This is a genomic window from Kitasatospora sp. NPDC094028, from assembly GCF_049543595.1.
GTDB lineage: Bacteria > Actinomycetota > Actinomycetes > Streptomycetales > Streptomycetaceae > Kitasatospora.
This window is the reverse complement of sequence record NZ_JBMVFA010000004.1, coordinates 14,323-30,173: the sequence shown is the minus strand read 5'-3', so window position 1 is coordinate 30,173 and position 15,851 is coordinate 14,323. Positions and strand designations below refer to the sequence as shown.

Annotated in this window: 12 protein-coding genes; 8 read left to right on the top strand and 4 right to left on the bottom strand. The window is 74.7% G+C overall.

Translation table 11 applies throughout. The features are described from left to right. The first annotated feature begins 123 nt into the window (after positions 1–123). Both ACPC54_RS08160 and ACPC54_RS08155 read left to right on the top strand, forming a co-directional pair. Complete coding sequence (locus ACPC54_RS08160; protein WP_498963189.1) at positions 124–1,248, top strand: sensor histidine kinase; 1,125 nt, start codon at positions 124–126, stop codon at positions 1,246–1,248. Continuing rightward, complete coding sequence (locus ACPC54_RS08155; RefSeq protein ID WP_498962514.1) at positions 1,248–1,934, top strand: response regulator; 687 nt, start codon at positions 1,248–1,250, stop codon at positions 1,932–1,934. Before ACPC54_RS08160 ends, ACPC54_RS08155 begins: the two co-directional genes overlap by 1 nt. Positions 1,935–1,985: 51 nt before the next feature. Here the strand turns inward: ACPC54_RS08155 and katG are convergent, their stop codons facing one another. Continuing rightward, positions 1,986–4,196 (bottom strand): catalase/peroxidase HPI, encoded by a 2,211-nt coding sequence (gene katG, locus ACPC54_RS08150; RefSeq protein WP_498962513.1) that lies wholly within the window; start codon positions 4,194–4,196, stop codon positions 1,986–1,988. Positions 4,197–4,386: 190 nt separating this feature from the next. Between katG and ACPC54_RS08145 the strand changes: the two genes are divergently transcribed. After that, on the top strand, positions 4,387–4,809 hold the full coding sequence (locus tag ACPC54_RS08145; RefSeq protein WP_498962512.1) for a Fur family transcriptional regulator: 423 nt from the start codon (positions 4,387–4,389) through the stop codon (positions 4,807–4,809). Positions 4,810–4,855: 46 nt separating this feature from the next. Here ACPC54_RS08145 and ACPC54_RS08140 read toward each other — a convergent pair whose 3' ends face one another. From ACPC54_RS08140 to ACPC54_RS08130, 3 genes are all read right to left on the bottom strand, one after another. Continuing rightward, complete coding sequence (locus ACPC54_RS08140) at positions 4,856–5,485, bottom strand: hypothetical protein (RefSeq protein WP_498962510.1); 630 nt, start codon at positions 5,483–5,485, stop codon at positions 4,856–4,858. Positions 5,486–5,687: 202 nt separating this feature from the next. Beyond that, entirely contained in the window at positions 5,688–7,883 is a 2,196-nt protein-coding gene (locus tag ACPC54_RS08135; protein ID WP_498962508.1) for an RICIN domain-containing protein, read from the bottom strand. 208 nt (positions 7,884–8,091) lie between these two features. Continuing rightward, the gene (locus ACPC54_RS08130; protein ID WP_498962506.1) at positions 8,092–9,408 is read right to left on the bottom strand and encodes a cytochrome P450; all 1,317 of its coding nucleotides are present in this window, start codon (positions 9,406–9,408) and stop codon (positions 8,092–8,094) included. Positions 9,409–9,505: 97 nt separating this feature from the next. Between ACPC54_RS08130 and ACPC54_RS08125 the strand changes: the two genes are divergently transcribed. The 5 genes from ACPC54_RS08125 to ACPC54_RS08105 all read left to right on the top strand — a co-directional run bounded on the left by ACPC54_RS08125 (position 9,506) and on the right by ACPC54_RS08105 (position 15,841). Then, entirely contained in the window at positions 9,506–9,949 is a 444-nt protein-coding gene (locus tag ACPC54_RS08125; RefSeq protein ID WP_498962504.1) for a GNAT family N-acetyltransferase, read from the top strand. 163 nt (positions 9,950–10,112) lie between these two features. Then, on the top strand, positions 10,113–10,658 hold the full coding sequence (locus ACPC54_RS08120; RefSeq protein WP_498962502.1) for an SRPBCC family protein: 546 nt from the start codon (positions 10,113–10,115) through the stop codon (positions 10,656–10,658). Between the two features lie 175 nt (positions 10,659–10,833). Then, positions 10,834–12,423, top strand: coding sequence for a class I adenylate-forming enzyme family protein (locus tag ACPC54_RS08115; protein ID WP_498962500.1), 1,590 nt, complete (start codon positions 10,834–10,836; stop codon positions 12,421–12,423). Beyond that, positions 12,420–14,408 (top strand): FAD/NAD(P)-binding protein, encoded by a 1,989-nt coding sequence (locus ACPC54_RS08110; protein ID WP_498962498.1) that lies wholly within the window; start codon positions 12,420–12,422, stop codon positions 14,406–14,408. Before ACPC54_RS08115 ends, ACPC54_RS08110 begins: the two co-directional genes overlap by 4 nt. After that, positions 14,405–15,841: a nitrosuccinate lyase gene (locus ACPC54_RS08105; protein WP_498962496.1), complete on the top strand. Its 1,437-nt coding sequence runs from the start codon at positions 14,405–14,407 to the stop codon at positions 15,839–15,841. Before ACPC54_RS08110 ends, ACPC54_RS08105 begins: the two co-directional genes overlap by 4 nt. The last annotated feature ends 10 nt before the right edge of the window (positions 15,842–15,851 follow it).

Sequence of the window (15,851 nt, the reverse complement as noted above, 5' to 3'; positions counted from 1 at the left end):
CCCCACCAGTCGCCCGGTCCCAAACCCCCGCCGGGGGCCCCGGGGGGGGGGGGGGGGGGGGGGGGGGGGGCCCCCCCCCCCCCCCCCCCCCCCCCCCCCCGCGGCCAGGCCTTCGACCTCGCCCTGGCCGTCTTCCTCGCCCTCGTCAGCGGCCGCTACGCGTACATCGCGCACGACCCGGACGCGCCCGCCTGGCGCGGGCTGCTGCCCCTGGTGCCGTTGGTGCCGCTGCCGCTGGCGCTGCGCCGCCGCTACCCGCTGACGGTGCTGTGGACGGTGCTGCCGGCCGCGCTGCTGGTCGGGCACCTGTCGGAGGACATCGCGTACACGCTGGGCGAGGTGGTGCTCGTCGCCACCTACAGCGCGGCCGCGTACGGGCGCCGCCCGCTGCCGGTCCGGTGCGGGCTGGTGGCCGCGACCGCCGCGCTGGTGGTGCTGTTCGAGCAGGCGAAACTGCCGCACTTCCCGCACTGGGCGATCGCGGTGCTGGTCATGGTGCCGGTCCTCGCGGTCGCCTACGAGCTGCGGATGTGGCGCCGCCGGGTGGAGGAGGAGCGTGGGCGGCGGTCCGCCCTGGAGCGCGAGCAGCTGGCCGCGCTGGAGCGTGCGGTGGAGCACGAACGGGCGCGCATCGCCCGGGAGTTGCACGACGTGGTGACGCACAACGTGAGCATGATGACGATCCAGGCGGGCGCCGCCCGCAAGATCCTCGACCGCTCGCCGGAGAAGGCCCGCGAGGCGATGGCCGCGGTGGAGGCCGGCGGGCGCGCGGCGATGACCGAACTGCGGCACGTGATGGGCCTGTTGACGCTCGAAGCGGGCGAGGGCGACGACCCGGCGGCGGGCGCCGGCCTCAGCCCGCAGCCCGGCCTGGACCGGCTGGACGCACTGGTCGACGGCGTCCGGCAGGCCGGGCTGCCGGTGGAGCTGACCGTCATCGGTGCCCGCCGGCCCGTCCCGCCCGGGGTCGAACTCGCCGCCTACCGGGTCGTCCAGGAGGCGCTGACCAACACGGTCAAGCACGCGGGCGGCGCCGAGGCGGCGGTGACCGTCGAGTACGCCGCCGACCTGCTGCGGGTGGAGGTCACCGACTCCGGCGGCCGCCGGACCGGCGCCGCCGCCACCGGCAACGGGCGCGGCCTGCTCGGCCTGCGCGAACGCCTCGCCGTCTACGGCGGCACCCTGCACACCGGCCCCCGGACGCGCGGCGGCTACCGCGTCAAGGCCCTGATTCCGTTGGAGAGTTGATGAGCGAGCTGCGCGTGGTGGTGGCGGACGACCAGGCCCTGGTCCGCACCGGGTTCCGGTTGATCCTGGAGTCCGAGGGCATCGAGGTGGTCGCCGAGGCCGAGGACGGCGAGCAGGCCGTCGCCGCCGTCCGCCGCACCCGGCCGGACGTGGTGCTGATGGACATCCGGATGCCCGGCCTGGACGGGCTGGAGGCGACCCGGCGGATCCTCGACGGCGGCGATCAGGAGCCTCCCCGCATCATCATGCTGACCACCTTCGACCTCGACCACTACGTCTACGCCGCGCTGGCCGCCGGCGCGAGCGGCTTCCTGCTCAAGGACGTCACCCCCGAGCACCTGGCCGCCGCCGTCCGGCTGGTCCGCACCGGGGACGCGCTGCTCGCGCCCGCGATCACCCGCCGGCTGGTCGGGCGCTTCGCCCGCCAGGCCGCCCCCGGCGCCCCCGGCACCGGTGCCCCGCACCGGGAGCTGGCGACGCTCACCCCGCGCGAGCTGGAGGTGACGACCCTGCTCGCGCGCGGCCTCAGCAACGCGGAGCTGGCCGCCCGGCTGGGGCTGTCCGAAGCCACGGTGAAGACCCATGTGGCCCGCATCCTCGGCAAGTTGGGGCTGCGGGACCGGGCCCAGGTGGTGGTCGCGGCGTACGAGACCGGGCTGGTCAGCGTCGGCTCCGCCGACAGCTGAACGGGAGCCCGGGGCACGCGGCCCCGGGCTCCCGCCGGTTGGTTCAGCGGATCACGCCAGGTCGAAGCGGTCCGCGTTCATGACCTTGACCCAGGCGGCGACGAAGTCCGTCACGAACTTCTCCTTGGCGTCGTCCGCCGCGTACACCTCGGCGACCGCCCGCAGTTCGGCGTTGGAGCCGAACACCAGGTCGGCCCGGCTGCCGGTCCAGCGGACGGCGCCGGACGCGTCCCGGCCCTCGAAGGTGTCGGCGGCCTCCGAGGTGGCGCGCCAACTGGTGTCCAGGTCCAGCAGGTTGACGAAGAAGTCGTTCGTCAGCACGCCGGGGGTGTCGGTGAACACGCCGAGCGCGGACTGCTGGTGGTTGGCGCCCAGCACCCGCAGACCGCCGACCAGCACGGTCATCTCGGGGGCGCTGAGGCCCAGCAGGTTCGCCTTGTCCAGCAGCAGGAACTCGGCCGCGATCCGGTTGCCCTTGCCGACCCAGTTGCGGAAGCCGTCCGCCTTGGGCTCCAGGGCGGCGAAGGACTCGACGTCGGTCAGCTCCTGCGGCGCGTCCACCCGGCCGGGCGCGAACGGCACCTCGACGGCGAGGCCGGCCGCCCGGGCCGCCTGCTCGATGCCGACGCCGCCGGCCAGCACCACCAGGTCGGCGAGCGAGACCTGCTTGGCGCCGCCCTGCGCGTTGAAGTCCCGCTGGACGCCTTCGAGGGCGCGCAGCACACCGGCCAGCCGGTCCGGCTCGTTGACCTCCCAGCCGGCCTGCGGCTGCAGGCGGATGCGACCGCCGTTGGCACCGCCGCGCTTGTCGCTGCTGCGGAAGGAGGAGGCGGCGGCCCAGGCGGCGGAGACCAGCTCGGAGACGGACAGGCCGGTCCCGGCGATCCGCCGCTTGAGGTCGGCGACGTCCGCCGGCTCGACGGTGTCGTACGAGACGGCCGGCAGCGGGTCCTGCCAGAGCAGGTGCTCGGCCGGGACCTCCGGGCCGAGGTAGCGCACGACCGGGCCCATGTCGCGGTGGGTGAGCTTGAACCAGGCGCGGGCGAAGGCGTCCGCGAACTGGTCCGGGTTCTCCAGGAAGCGCCGGGAGATCGGCTCGTAGACCGGGTCGTAGCGCAGCGACAGGTCGGTGGTGAGCATGATCGGCACGTGCCGCTTGCTCGGGTCGTGCGCGTCCGGCACGGTGCCCTCGCCGGCACCGTCCTTGGGCTTGTACTGGTAGGCGCCGGCCGGGCTCTTGGTGAGCTCCCACTCGTAGCCGAACAGCGTCTCGAAGAAGCTGTTGTCCCAGGTGATCGGGGTGGCCGTCCAGGTGCCCTCCAGGCCGGAGGTGATCGCGTCGCCGCCCACACCGGTGCGGAAGCGGCTCTTCCAGCCGAGGCCCTGCTGCTCCATCGGCGCGTCCTCCGGGTCCGGGCCGACGTTGTCCGCCGGGCCGGCGCCGTGGGTCTTGCCGAAGGTGTGGCCGCCGGCGATCAGCGCGACGGTCTCCTCGTCGTTCATCGCCATCCGGTAGAAGGTCTCGCGGATGTCGCGGGCGGCGGCGATCGGGTCCGGGTTGCCGTTGGGGCCCTCGGGGTTGACGTAGATCAGGCCCATCTGGACGGCGGCGAGCGGGTTCTCCAGCTCGCGGTCGCCGGTGTAGCGCTGGTCGCCCAGCCAGGTGGTCTCGGGGCCCCAGTAGACGTCCTCGTCGGGCTCCCACTCGTCGACCCGGCCGCCGCCGAAGCCGAAGGTCTCGAAGCCCATGCCTTCGAGGGCGACGTTGCCGGTGAGGACGATCAGGTCGGCCCAGGAGAGGCTGCGGCCGTACTTCTTCTTGACCGGCCAGAGCAGCCGGCGGGCCTTGTCGAGGCTGGCGTTGTCGGGCCAGCTGTTCAGTGGCGCGAAGCGCTGCTGGCCGCCGCCGGCGCCGCCGCGGCCGTCGCTGATCCGGTAGGTGCCGGCGCTGTGCCAGGCCATCCGGATCATGAACGGGCCGTAGTGGCCGAAGTCGGCCGGCCACCAGTCCTTGGAGGTGGTGAGGACGTCCTGGATGTCCCGCTTGACCGCCGGGAGGTCGAGGGCGGCGAAGGCCGCCGCGTAGTCGAAGTCCTCGCCGAGCGGGTTCGCCACCGCGGGGTTCTTGGCGAGGATCTTCAGGTTCAGCCGCTCCGGCCACCACTGGCGGTTCCCACCGCCCTGCGCGGGGTACGGCGCCCGCCCGTGGTTCACCGGGCAGCCCGCCGCCGCCTCACCGGTTGCATCGTGGTTGTCAGACATGGGAATCCTTCCTCACAAGGCGGATCACGGTGTCTTCTCTACTGCCTAGGCTATCGCCGGAGCCGATCCTACGATGGACACCGTCCACGTCAAGAAAGCCACCAAACCCAGATCCGATCGGGATTCGGAAGACCTCGGACATCGATTGGTACGATCCGTTCTTCCCCTTGACCTGAATAGGTGAACCGAAATGAGCGACCTCCTGGAGCGGCTGCGCGGGCGCGGCTGGCGCCTCACCTCCCAGCGGCGTGTCGTGGCGGAGGTCCTCGACGGGGAGCACGTGCACCTCACGGCCGACGAGGTGCACGCCAGAGCCGCCGAACGCCTGCCGGAGATCTCCCGGGCGACGGTCTACAACACCCTCGGCGAACTGGTCACCCTCGGCGAGGTTATCGAGGTCTCCACCGACGGGCGCGCCAAGCGCTACGACCCCAACGCGCACCACGCGCACCAGCACCTGGTGTGCACCGGCTGCGGCACCATCCGCGACGTCCACCCCACCGGCGACCCGCTCGCCGACCTGCCGGCCGAGCAGCGCTTCGGCTTCGCGCTGGCGGGCGCCGAGGTCACCTACCGCGGGCTCTGCCCGGCCTGCGCGGGCGCGGCGGGCTGACGGCCCGGGCACCGGCCGCACCTCGCGCGTGCGGGCGCGGCGGTCTCTAGCGACGGCGGCGCCGGAGCCGGAAGCCGGCGGCGGCCAGCAGCACGGCCACGACGGCGGCGGTGCCGACCGCGGCCCAGGCGGTGCCGTCACCGGCGCTCCCGCCGGCGGGAGCGGCCGCGGTCTCCCGGCCGGGGGCGGCCACGGAGGTCGAGGCGGATGCCGTGCCGGGGGTGGCCACGGGGGTCGAGGCGGATGCCGTGCCGGGGGTGGTCGTGGCGGTCGGGCCCGGGAAGGCGCTCGGCGGGTCGGCGACGGCGGCCTGGGAGACGTCGAGTTCGCGTTCGGCGTGGCCGAGGGAGGGGAAGGCGCATTCGACGGTGACCTTCCAGTGGCCCGCCGGAAGGATCTCCCGGGTGGTGTACGTCCCCGGGCTGCCCGGGACGGCGACCAGCCGCCAGGGCCCGGCGGTGCGGCCGTCCGCGGCGGTCGCGGACAGCGTGCCGGCGAACTCCTCGGTGACCGGGTCGTGGTCGTTCTCCCAGGTGGCGACGGTGCTGACGTGACCGTCGCGCTGCCCGGAGACGTCCAGGTGGACGCTGTCGCCGTGGGCGGCGGCGGGTGCGGTGGCGGACAGTACGGCCGCGGCCGCGAGGGCGAGGGCGGCAAGGAGCGGTCGGGTGCGCATGGCGGGAGGTCCTCGGGGTGGCGGGGCGGGGCTGCGGTGCGGGAACGGCGGCGGGGGGGGGGGGGGGGGGGGGGGGGGGGGGGGGGCCGCGGCCCCCCGCCCCCCCCCCCGGGGGGGGGGGGGGGGGGGGGGGGGGGCGCCCCGGGGGGGGGGGGCGCCCCCCCCCCTTGGGCGCCGCCCCCCCCCCGGCGCGAGCGCGGAGCTACGAGGTCTTCACCAGTGACCAGTTCTGGTACGACTGGCCGCTCGGCTGCTGCAGCTCCAGCAGCCAGCCGCCGTAGTACCAGCGGTCGCTGAGCCCGAGCACCAGCGAGCCGCCGTCCGCCGTGACGGTGAACCCGCCACCGGTGGCGGCGAGTTGCCACTTCTGCGCGCCGGTGTCGGCGCACGGCTGCTGGGCGACGTACTGGCCGGCGACGGCGGCGCCGCCGAGCTGCAGGCACTTGCCGGAGCGCGCGGACTTGATCCGCACGGCGCCGTTCCCGGCGTCCTCGAAGACCCACTTCTGGTTGGCGTAGCCGGTGCGCTGGTAGGCGATGGCCACCGTGCCGTCGTTCAGCGAGCTGCCCCACAGGTCGGCGGCCTGGCCGGTGAGGCCGTTGACCATGGTGTACCGGGTACCGGGCTGCGGTCGCCCGGCGTCCGCGAGGGTGTGGAAGGTGACGGCGCGCCCGGGCTTGCCGACCGCACCGGCGGCGTCGCGGACGGCGACGGCCACGGTGTAGGAGGTGCCGGGGGCGAGCCGGACCAGGCCGACCACGGTCGAGCGCACGGTGCCGATGGTCTGGCCGTTCAGCTGGACGTCGTAGCCGTCCGCCGCCGCAGCGGCCTTCCAGCTCAGCAGCACCGAGTTCTGGGTGACCTGACTGACCGTCAGATCCGGGCCGGTGTCACCGCCCCGGGTCGGCGTGGCGGTCGGCGTCGGGGAGCCGGTCGGCGTGGCGGTCGGGCTGGCAGTGGGCGTCGGGGTCGGCGAGGGCGTGCGGGTGGGCGACCCAGTCGGGGTCGGGGTCGGGGTCGGGGTCGGCGTGGGGTTCGGGCCGGTGCCGCCGCCCGCGATGAGGAAGCGGTTGTTCGCGACGTTCCAGTGGGTGGCGAGGTAACTGCCGGGCTTGGGATCGGTGTTGTAGTAGTCGTCGTGGTGGCAGTCGAGCCGGTCGTCATGGGCGCGGTCCGGGCAGACGACCCGCATCTGCGGGTAGTAGGGGGCGTCCGAGTAGCACATGATGTCCCACTCGTCGGTGCAGTGGCCGGCCTTGCTGGAGTTGGGGGCGCTGTTGTTCACCGCGCCCAGGTTGTGGCCGAGTTCGTGCGCGGCGGTGGTGCCGCCCCAGCAGCCCGAGTCGGTACGGCCGTAGGAGGGGCCGAAGTTGCTGAGGTTGTCCTGCCCGGGGCGCTCGTCGCCGGCGAAGGTGCCGATCCCGCAGTACACCTTGGCGTCGGTGAACATCATGTACTTGCGGTCCTTGCGGTCGAACCCCTGCGCGGCGAGGGCGCGGTTGCTCGCGTTGAAGTCCGCCGCCTCGGCGTCGGAGATCTGCACGTTCAGCACCGAGGCGCTGCAGTCGGGTTCGGTGACGAAGCGGACGTGCCGCTCGCCGCCGGTCTCCGCCGCGCTGGCGTTGTAGATCACGTCGACGTCGGCGGCCCACTTCTTGAACGAGGAGAGGTACTGGGCGTAGCGGTCGTTGCCCGGGGTGTGCACGTACACCACCTGGACGCGGTTGCCGCTGCGGCCGTCGCCCTCGCAGACCAGGCCGGAGCCGGCGGCCGGGGCCTGCGGGGCGGCCCCGCCACCGGAGCCGGCGGCGCCGCCGGAGCCGTCGAGGAGCGCCTTCTGCTGGACGTCGAGGACGGGCTCGCCGCCCTTGAGGAGGTCGGCGGCGGCGGGTGCGCGGACGTCGGCCGGCGGGGTGAGCGCGGGCGGCTGGGCGGCCGCGGCGGCGACCGGCGGGACGTCCTTGTGGATGTCCACGCCGCTGGGCGGCACGTCCGGGCCGTGGCTGCACTGGGTGCTGCCGCTGACCTCCAGCATGCTGCCGCAGCGGTCGCTGGCGGGCAGGCTCAACCCCGCGTAGACCAGGCCGCGCTCGGGCTGGTCCTTGGGTATCGCCTTCGGCGGGGTGGCCTTCTCGTCGCGCTTCGGGGCGGGCGGCCGGGTGCCTCCCTCGGCGGTGCCGGTCTCCCCCGACCCGTCGCCGTCCGGCACGACGCCGGCCTGGTCGCCGGTGCCGTCCGCGGCCGCGACCGTGCTGTGCGCGGCCGTCGGCTCCAGCGCGGTGCGGATGCCGAGCGTCCCCACGACCAGCCCGGCCGCCACCACGGTGGCGACCAGCGCGCTCCGGCGGGTGAGCCTGCGGCGCTTGCGGCGCCGCAGCTCGCTGCTTCGGTGTCCCATCGCGTTCCTTTCCTCGTGCCATGGCCCGCGCACCCCGCTGAACCGGGGGCCCGGACCTGCTGACACTTCGGAGAGCGGCGGGGACGGCCGGGAATAACAGAAACCTCTTGCGAAATTCCTCGACGCGTTCGACGGGCCGCGCTCGACGGGCCCGCGACCGACCGAACCCGCGGCCGACCGAACCCGCGGCCGACCGGGCCGGCGGCGGTCAGCCGGCCGTCCGCCAGCGGACCGGCAGGGACTTGAGGCCGTTCTGGAAGTTGGACACCAGCCGCTGCGGCGGCCCCGCCGCCGCGTCCGGCTCCAGCCCGGGCAGGCCGTCCAGCAGTTCCCGCACCATCAGGCGCAGCTGCACCCGGGCGAGCTGGGCGCCGACGCAGAAGTGCGGGCCGTAGCCGAAGCTGACGTGGTCGTTCGGGGTGCGGGTGAGGTCGAGGCGGTCCGGCTCCGGGAAGACGGTCTCGTCCCGGTTGGCGGAGGCGTGGTAGACCACCACCTTGTCGCCGCGCCGGATCGGCCGGCCGCCCAGCTCGGTGTCCACGGCGGCGGTGCGGCGGATGTTCATCACCGGCGGCCAGAAGCGCAGCAGTTCCTCGACGGCCGGGCCGGTCAGCTCGGGCCGCTCGCGCAGCAGCCGGTACTGCCCGGGGTGGTCGAACAGGGTGAGCAGGGCGCCGGGCAGGCCGTTGCGGACGGTCTCGTTCCCGGCGACGGCGAAGAGGAAGAACATGGTCTCGAACTCGTCGGCGGTCAGGCCCGCGTGGAGGGCCCGGGCCAGGATGCCGCGGGATTCGCCGGGGGCCTGGGCCAGGCCGTGGGCGTAGGCGTACATGTCGGCGAGCGCGGGGCGGGAGCGCGGGTTGACCGGGCGGCCGTCCGGGGTGGTCCGGGCGGCGGGGCGGTGGGCGAGCGCCGCCCGGCCGAGGTCGGTCAGGGTGTCCGGGTCGGCGGTGCTGGACTGGGCGTAGTCGGCGTCCTGGTAGCCGATCACCCGGTTCGCCCAGTCGACCAGCAGCTGCCGGTCCTGCTCGGGCACCCCCATCACCCGCGCCAGCGTCCACACCGGCAGGTCCGCCACCAGCCGCACCAGGTCCGTGGCGCCGTCCGGCCGGACCTCGGCCACCAGCTCGCGCACCCGGCCGGCCACCGCGTCCGTCAGCTCGGCCAGGGCACGCGGGGTGAACGCGCCCGCGACGATCCGGCGCAGCCGGGAGTGGTCGGGCGGGTCCTGGTTGAGCATCATCGCCCGGACGAAGTCCAGGTCGGCCGGGGTGTCCGGGTCGCGGACCTGGGTCGCGCCCAGGTGCGAGGAGAAGACGTCCGCGTGGCGCAGCACGTGCTTCACGTCCGCGTGGCGCAGCACCGCCCAGTAGCCGGTGCCGCCGGGCCACCCGGCCACGGCCGGCTCCTCCACCCACCACACCGGGGCGGCCCGCCGCAGCTCGCGGAGCAGGCCGTACGGCATGCCGTCCGCGTAGGTGGCCGGGAGGAAGATCCGGTTGACGTCCGCCTGCGAGAGGGTCACGGGGCACGACGGTACGGGAGGGCGGCGGCGGACGCCAGGACGTCGCGGGCGGTGCCGAGTTGGCGCGCGGGCGCCGGCCCGGCCGTAGAGTGCCCGCATGGAGCTGACGATGCTGGACGTCGTCCCGGGGCAGGCCGCGATGGCGGCCGATGTCGGGCCGCTGATCAGACAGTTGAGGCCGGCGCTGACGGCCGGGGAGTTCGCGGACTTCGCCGCCGAGGCGCACGGGCAGGGGCTGGTCTTCACCGCCGCCTACGACGGGGACGGGCGGTGCGTCGGGGTGGCGGCGCACCGGGTGCTGGCCACCAGTCGTGGGCGGCTGCTGTTCGTGGAGGACCTGGTGGCCGATCGCGCGGTGCGCTCGGCGGGGGTCGGGCGGCGGCTGATGGCGGAGCTGGAGGAGCGGGCCCGGCGGGCGGGGTGCGTGCGGATCGAGCTCGACTCCGGGGTGGCCAACCACGGGGCCCACCGCTTCTACCACGCGGACCGGATGGCGATCGTGGCGCTGCACTTCGCCCGCGAGGTGGCCGCCGGCACGTAGCCCGCGGGGGCGGTGAGTCCGCAGGTCAGGGCCCGGTCCGCGGGTGCCGGCGGCCGCGGTTCCGCCCTTGCAGGGCGCCGGAGTTGACACGGAATCATGGAGTTGACGGACCCGCCGGCCGGGCCTTGACCCCCGCCGGGGCCGGGCTGGGACGATTCCCGGCATGGGCGAATCCAGCAACGAGAAGCAGCCGATTTTCTCCGCCGACGCCGACATCCGCGTCGCCGCGGCCCCGCTCGACGTGTACGCGGTGCTCAGCGATCTGCCGCGCAGCGGTGAGTGGAGCCCGGAGTGCCAGGGCGGTGCGTGGGTGGTCGGCGCCCCGGCCGAGGTCGGGTCGGTGTTCCGCGGCGAGAACCTCCGCAGCGAGGAGGTGGTCGCCTGGGCGCCGGTGGTGCGCGGCCGGTGGACGACGCACGCCCAGGTGGTGGCCGCCGAGCCCGGCCGCACCTTCCGGTGGGCGATGCACGATTCGGCGGGCGAGCCGCAGCAGAGCGTCTGGGGCTTCGACATCGAGCCGGCCGAGGGCGGCGGCAGCCTGCTGACCCACCACTTCCGGATGGTCGCGGCCACCGAGGGCATCAAGGGCATCACCGCGGAGATGGACGCGACCGAGAAGGAACGTTTCTTCGCCGAGTGGGGCGACAAGATCTCCGCCGACCTGGCCGTCACCCTGCGGCGCATCAAGGCCGTCATCGAGAAGGCATGACCGTCGAGCGGACGTGACACCGGGCCGGAGGCCCTCCCGCTCGGGGCCCGTCCGGCCCCTTCGCCCCGCACGGCCCCCATCACATTCACGTCGAGCGCCGTCGGCGGATTGCCGCGGTCCTGGAGGCGGACAGGTGCTTCTGCAACGTATCGGAAACCGGGGGATCCACCTCGGCATGCTGTTCGAACGCGCCGCGGCCAGACACGGCGCGAACGTCCTCATCCTCGACCACGACCTCGACGTCGCACCGGAGTTGGGCCGCCGGGCGACCGTCGCCGAGGTGGCGGACCTGGTGGACGACCTGGCCTCCCGGCTCTGGGCGGCGGGCGTCCGGCCGGCCCGGCGGGTGGTGGTGTACAAGGCCGACGGCTTCGACATCACCCTGCTCGCCTGCGCGGCGGCGCGGATCGGCGCCGTGCCCGTCCTGCTCTCCCCGCAGCTGGACGGCGCCACCGTCGCCGAGCTCGTCCGCCGGACCGACCGGCCGTACCTGGTCACCGACCAGGAGAAGCTGGAGAACGTCCTGCCCGGGACGGTCTTCGAGCTCGCCCACCAGGTGGTGCTGACCTCCGGCTCCTACCGCGGCGCGGTCGAACTGCGCTCGCCGGCCGGGGTCGATCGGGTGGCACCGGTCGTCATGCCGGCCGACCACCCGACGCTGATCACCCACACCTCGGGCACCACCGGCACCCCCAAGCTGGCCGTGCACACCGGGTTCAGCCTGCAGGCCCGCTACCGCCCGCAGGCCTCCGTGGTCGCCCCGCTGATCCGGGGCCGGGAGACCATCGCGATCCACGTCTCCTTCGTCCACTCCCGGCTGATCACCGCCCTGGCGATCTCGCTGTACCGCGGCTTCCCGCTGGTGCTGCTGCGCGGATCGGACCCGAAGGAGATCGGCGACCTGTTCGCCCGGCTGAAGCCCGGCATCCTGGAGGCCCACCCCAACTCCTTCATGGAATGGGAGGAGCTGGCCGAGGACCCGCGCGGGCCGCTGTCCAACGTCAAGCTGTTCAGCAGCACCTTCGACGCGATCCACCCGCGCACCGTGCACCGGCTGCTGCGCGCCACCAAGCGCCGGGCGCCGGTCTTCGGCCAGCTGTACGGGCAGAGCGAGGTCGGCCCGGCGATCGTCCGGGGCTTCAGCCGCCGCCGCACGCTGGACGACGACGGCCGCTGCGTCGGCATGCCCTTCCCCGGGATGACCGACGTGCGGGTGGTCAGCCGCAACGGCCGGCCGCCGTCCCCGCAGAACCCCGGCGACATCGAGGTGCGCAGCGACGGGCGCATCGTCACCTACCTCGGCGAGCAGGAGCGCTACGACGCCCAGGTGTCGGCGGACGGCTGGTGGCGGATGGGCGACGTCGGCTACCGCACCAGATGGGGCTGCGTGCACCTGCTGGACCGCGAGGTCGACCTGATCGAGGGCTTCGGCAGCACCCTGGCCGTCGAGGACACCCTGTTCGGCCGGCTGCCCGGCCTCGCCGAGGTCATCATCATCCCCGGCGCGGACGGCCAGGTGGTACCGGTCGTGTGCACCAAGGACGACGCCCCGCTGGACCTGGCCGCCTGGCGGCGGGCCACCGCCACGCTGCCGCCGATGGCCGAGCCGGTCCACCGGCGACTGGTCGACCTGCCGAAGACCTCCACCACCAAGATCAAGCGCCTGGAGCTGGCCCGGCTGCTGCTCGCCGGGGCTCCGGTGGACCACGCGCACCACAACCACGCAGCGCACGACGGATCGGACACGGAGGGCGGACAGCCATGACCGGGAGGAAGCAGGCGGGCCTGGAGGTCTGCATCGTCGGAGCGGGCCCGCGCGGCCTGTCCGTACTGGAGCGGCTCTGCGCCAACGAACGCGCGCAGCCCTCGCACGAGGCCGTCACCGTGCACGTGGTCGACCCGGCCGCGCCCGGCGCCGGCGCCGTCTGGCGCCAGGACCAGTCGCAGCACCTGCTGATGAACACCGTCGCCTCGCAGATCACCGTGTACACCGACGACAGCTCGCGGATCGACGGGCCGATCGAGCCCGGCCCGAGCCTGTACGGCTGGGCCACCGAGATCGCCGCCGCGGGCGCCGCCTCCGGGCAGGACGAGGCCTGCCTCGCCGAGGCCCGCACGCTCGGTCCGAACACCTACCCCAGCCGGGCCTTCTACGGGCGCTACCTGAACGCCAGCTTCCGCCGGGTGATCGACGGCGCGCCCGGGCACGTCACCGTCCTGGTGCACCGCTCGCGGGCGGTCGCCATGGCGGACACCCACGGCGTCCCCGGCGGCCCGCAGGGCATCCGCCTGGAGAACGGCAGCCGGCTCAACGAGCTGGACGCCATCGTGCTCGCCCAGGGCCACGTCGCCGCCCGGCCGACCCCGCACGAGGAGCGGACGGCCAGCCTCGCCCGGATCCACCACCTCACCTACTTCACCCCGGCCAACCCCGCCGACCTCGACCTGACCGGCATCCAGCCGGGGCAGAACGTGCTGCTGCGCGGCCTCGGGCTCAACTTCTTCGACCACATGGCGCTCTTCACGATCGGCCGCGGCGGCTCCTTCGAGCGCGTCGGCGAGCGGCTGGTGTACCGGCCCTCCGGCCGGGAACCGAAGCTGTTCGCCTGGTCGCGGCGCGGCATCCCGTACCACGCCCGCGGCGAGAACGAGAAGGGCGCGTACGGCCGTTACTACCCGCGGCTGCTCACCGCCGAGTACATCGCCGGGCTGCGCCGGCGGTCCGCGGCCGGCGAGCCGGTGCACTTCCGCACCGACCTGTGGCCGCTGATCTCCCGCGAGGTGGAGAGCGTCTACTACGGCACGCTGCTGGACGCCCGCGGCCGCGGCGCCGAGCGGGAGGACTTCGTCCAGCGGTACCTGACGGTCGCGCGCGGCGACGGCTTCGCGTTCCTGTGCGAGGAGTACGGCATCACCGAGGCCGACCGCTGGGACTGGGAGCGGCTCTTCCGCCCGTCCGGGGACCGGGAGTTCACCGGCCCGGAGGACTTCCGCGACTGGCTGCTCGACTACCTCGCCCAGGACGTCGAGGCGGCCCGGGCCGGGAACCTCAGCGGCCCGCTCAAGGCCGCCCTGGACGTGCTGCGCGACCTGCGCAACGAGATCCGGCAGGCCGTCGACCACGGCGGGCTGGAGGGCACCTCGCACCGCGACGAGCTGGAGGGCTGGTACACCCCGCTCAACGCCTTCCTGTCGATCGGCCCGCCGGTCTCCCGGATCGAGGAGCTGATCGCCCTGATCGAGGCCGGCGTCGTCGACCTCACCGGCCCGGGCACCGAGATCCGGATCGACACCGGCACGCCCTGCTACGTGCTCAGCTCGACCAAGGTGCCGCGGCCGCCCGTGCGGGCCACCGTCCTGATCGAGGCGCGGCTGCCCGAACCCGACCTCCGCCGCACCACCGACCCGCTGCTCCAGCACCTGCTGAGCACCGAGCAGGTCGCCGCGTACCGGATCCCGGCCCAGGACGGCAGCAGCTACGAGACCGGCGGACTCGCCGTCACCGAGCGGCCGTACCGGCTGCTGGACACCCGCGGCCGCGCGCACCCGCGGCGCTACGCCTACGGGGTGCCCACCGAGTCCGTGCACTGGGTGACGGCCGCCGGGATCCGGCCCGGCGTGGACTCGGTGACCCTCGGCGACTCGGACGCGATCGCCCGCTCGGTTCTCGCCCTGCCGCCCGCCGCCGAGGTGCCCGCCGCCGTCCGGCCGGGCGCGGACGTGACCGACCTGACCGGAGTGCTCGTATGACAGACCCGCGCGACACCGCCGACGAGCTCACCGACGGCGGCCTGCTCTCCCCCGTCCGGGCCGGGACCCCGGTCGAGGCCGCCGTGTGCGACCGGGCCTGGCTGCAGGCCATGCTGGACGCCGAGGCGGCCCTCGCCCGGGCCCAGGCCGCCCTGGGCACCCTGCCCCGGGCCGCCGCCGACACCATCACCCGGCTGGCCCGGGCCGACCGGCTGGACCTGCGGGCGCTCGCCCTCGAAGCCCGGGAGACCGCCAACCCGGTGGTCGGGCTGGTCCGGGCCCTCACCCGGGTGGTGGCGGCCGAGGACCGGGCCGCCGCCGAGTACGTCCACCGTGGCTCCACCAGCCAGGACGTCCTGGACACCGGCGCGATGCTGGTGTCCGCCCGGGCGCTGCGGATCGTGCGCACCGACCTCGCCCGGACCGCCCGGGCCCTGGCCGTCCTGGCCGAACGCCACCGGGACACCGCCATCGCGGGCCGCACCCTCGCCCTGCAGGCCGTCCCGACCACCTTCGGCCTCAAGGCGGCCGGCTGGCGGCAGCTGGTGCTGGACGCCGAGCGGCGGCTCGGCGCCGTCGCCGGGCAGCTCCCGGTCTCGCTCGGCGGCGCCGCCGGCACCCTGGCCGGCTACCTGGAGTACGCCCGGATCGACGGCGGCGGGGCCGGGACCGCGGCGGACCCGGACGGGTACCCGGACCGGCTGGTCGCCGCCTTCGCCGCCGAGACCGGGCTGGCCCGCCCGGTGCTGCCCTGGCACGCGCTGCGCACCCCGATCGCCGACCTGGCCGGCGCGCTGGCCTTCACGGCCGGCGCCCTCGGCAAGATCGCCGTCGACGTGCAGTCGCTGACCCGGACGGAGGTCGGCGAGGTCGCCGAGCCCACCGCGGCCGGGCGCGGCAGCTCCTCCGCGATGCCGCACAAGCGCAACCCGGTGCTGGCCACCCTGATCCGCAGCGCCGCGCTGCAGGTGCCGGTGATCGCCACCGGCCTCACCCAGTGCCTGCTCGCCGAGGACGAGCGCTCGGCCGGCACGTGGCACGCCGAGTGGCAGCTGCTGCGCGAGGCACTGCGGCTCACCGGCGGCGCCGCGCACACCGCGGTGGAGCTCGCCGAGGGCCTGGAGGTCCGGCCCGAACGGATGCGCAGCAACCTCGATCTGACGGGCAGTCAGATCGTCTCGGAGCGGATCGCGGCCGTCCTGGCGCCCCGGCTCGGCAAGGCGGCGGCGAAGCACCTGCTCACCGAGGCCTCCGGCGAGGCCGACCGCAGCGGCCGGCCGCTGGCCCTGGTGCTCGCCGAACTCCCCGCCCTCAAGGGCGTGTTCAGCGAGGCCGAGCTGACCGGGCTGTGCGACCCGACCGCCTACACCGGGGCGGCCGGCCCCCTCGTCGACCGGGCCCTGCGCATCAGCCCGCACCCCAGCGAAACCTGACCGATCGAAG

Excerpts from the sequence above, each read along its gene's own strand:
- ACPC54_RS08120 (WP_498962502.1), top strand. The coding sequence starts at position 10,113 with ATGGGCGAATCCAGCAACGAGAAGCAGCCGATTTTCTCCGCCGACGCC.
- ACPC54_RS08140 (WP_498962510.1), bottom strand. The coding sequence starts at position 5,485 with ATGCGCACCCGACCGCTCCTTGCCGCCCTCGCCCTCGCGGCCGCGGCC.
- ACPC54_RS08145 (WP_498962512.1), top strand. The coding sequence starts at position 4,387 with ATGAGCGACCTCCTGGAGCGGCTGCGCGGGCGCGGCTGGCGCCTCACC.
- ACPC54_RS08110 (WP_498962498.1), top strand. The coding sequence starts at position 12,420 with ATGACCGGGAGGAAGCAGGCGGGCCTGGAGGTCTGCATCGTCGGAGCG.
- ACPC54_RS08105 (WP_498962496.1), top strand. The coding sequence starts at position 14,405 with ATGACAGACCCGCGCGACACCGCCGACGAGCTCACCGACGGCGGCCTG.
- ACPC54_RS08115 (WP_498962500.1), top strand. The coding sequence starts at position 10,834 with ATGCTGTTCGAACGCGCCGCGGCCAGACACGGCGCGAACGTCCTCATC.
- ACPC54_RS08125 (WP_498962504.1), top strand. The coding sequence starts at position 9,506 with ATGGAGCTGACGATGCTGGACGTCGTCCCGGGGCAGGCCGCGATGGCG.
- ACPC54_RS08135 (WP_498962508.1), bottom strand. The coding sequence starts at position 7,883 with ATGGGACACCGAAGCAGCGAGCTGCGGCGCCGCAAGCGCCGCAGGCTC.
- ACPC54_RS08155 (WP_498962514.1), top strand. The coding sequence starts at position 1,248 with ATGAGCGAGCTGCGCGTGGTGGTGGCGGACGACCAGGCCCTGGTCCGC.
- katG (WP_498962513.1), bottom strand. The coding sequence starts at position 4,196 with ATGTCTGACAACCACGATGCAACCGGTGAGGCGGCGGCGGGCTGCCCG.